This is a genomic window from Mycobacterium sp., from assembly GCF_008709575.1.
GTDB lineage: Bacteria > Actinomycetota > Actinomycetes > Mycobacteriales > Mycobacteriaceae > Mycobacterium.
Window position 1 is genome coordinate 1 of the sequence record NZ_VYIK01000151.1, and the last position, 1,410, is coordinate 1,410.

The window sequence follows — 1,410 nt, forward strand, 5'->3', positions numbered from 1 at the left end:
TTCGTCATCGGCAAGGCGTCGTTCGACGAGAAGAGCCTGGCCGAGAACTACGGCGCGGCGATCGACGAGGTGCTGCGGCTCAAGCCGTCGGCGTCCAAGGGCCGCTACCTCAAGAAGGTCACGGTCTCCACCACCACCGGCCCCGGCATTCCGGTCGACCCGTCGATCACCCGCAACTTCACCGCGGAGTAACCGCCGGGCCGGCCGCTGTGCTACGCGACCGCGCCGGGCTTGAGATAGGTGACCAGGCTGCAGTCGAGCGCCTCGTCGGCGAAGTAGCGCTGGCAGCCGCGCAGGTAGCGCATGTAGCGCTGATAGACCTCCTCGGAGGTGATCTCGACGGCTTTGTCGTGGTTGGCTTCCAGCGCGTCGCCCCAGATCTGCAGCGTCTTGACATAGTGCGGCTGCAGCGACAGCGGTTCGGGAACCACGAACCCGGCATTTCGTCCCTGCTCGACCATCATCTGAGTGCTGGGTAGCCGGCCCCCCGGGAAGATCTCGGTGATGATGAACTTGATGAACCGCGCGGTTTCGAAGGTGATCTTCTTGCCGCGGGCGTGCAGATCGTAAGGGTGATAGCTGACGCTGCTCTGCACGGTCATCCGCCCGTCGTCGGGCATGATCGCGAAACAGTTCTTGAAGAAGTGTGGGTAGTTTTCGTGGCCGAAGTGTTCGAACGCCTCGATGGACACGATCCGATCGACCGGTTCGCTGAAGTCTTCCCAACCCCGCAACAACACCCGATACGAGCGGTCGGTCTCGAGGCTGTCCAGCAGCTTCTGGGCGGCGGCCTGCTGATTTCGCGACAGGGTCAGGCCGATGACATTGACGTCGTAGCGCTCGATGGCGCGGCGCATCGTGGTGCCCCATCCGCAGCCGATGTCCAGCAGCGTCATGCCCGGCCGCAGGTCCAGCCGGTCCAGGTTCAGGTCGACCTTGGCGATCTGGGCTTCCTCGAGCGTCATGTCGTCACGCTCGAAATAGGCGCAGCTGTAGGTCCGGGTCGCATCTTGAAACAGGCCGAAGAAGTCGTCGGACAGGTCGTAGTGGGCCTGGATATCGGCGGGGCGGGTCCGCGTCGGCAGCGGGGTACTCGGCGTGTCGGGCATTTGTCTGTTGCCGTCCTTCCTGCTGTCCGCACCGTGGGCGATTGGTGAAAGACAATACCCGCCCCGAACTGCCGCTGCGGCTCCACCCGGGCTTTTTGCCCACCGTTATCTACTTCGCCAACGTGAATTGGTTGACGTCGATGTAGCCGGCGCGGAATCCTTTGGCGCAGCCGGTGAGGTAGTGCAGGTAGCGCTGGTAGACCTCCTCGGACTGGATTTCGACGGCTTTGTCCTTGTTGGACTCCAGCGCCGCCGCCCAGTGGTCGAGGGTCTTGGCGTAGTGCGGCTGCAGCGACTGCCG

The 1,410-nt window shown here is 63.6% G+C and carries 2 protein-coding genes and 1 pseudogene; 1 reads left to right on the top strand and 2 read right to left on the bottom strand.

Going from position 1 to position 1,410, the window contains the following annotated elements; genetic code table 11:
• Positions 1-192 (top strand): annotated as a pseudogene (locus F6Q13_RS17415) (50S ribosomal protein L1); the annotation flags it as partial.
• 20 nt (positions 193-212) lie between these two features.
• Here the strand turns inward: F6Q13_RS17415 and F6Q13_RS17420 are convergent.
• Both F6Q13_RS17420 and F6Q13_RS17425 read right to left on the bottom strand, forming a co-directional pair.
• Positions 213-1,109 carry a cyclopropane mycolic acid synthase family methyltransferase gene (locus F6Q13_RS17420; RefSeq protein WP_293059223.1) on the bottom strand — a complete coding sequence of 299 codons (897 nt, stop codon included), beginning with the start codon at positions 1,107-1,109 and terminating at the stop codon, positions 213-215.
• Between the two features lie 109 nt (positions 1,110-1,218).
• Positions 1,219-1,410, bottom strand: a 192-nt coding sequence (locus F6Q13_RS17425; protein ID WP_293059226.1) for a class I SAM-dependent methyltransferase, incomplete at its 5' end; no start/stop codon positions are given.

What these genes read in the sequence shown, in the direction of transcription:
- F6Q13_RS17420 (WP_293059223.1), bottom strand. Translation starts at nt 1,109, where the DNA reads ATGCCCGACACGCCGAGTACCCCGCTGCCGACGCGGACCCGCCCCGCC.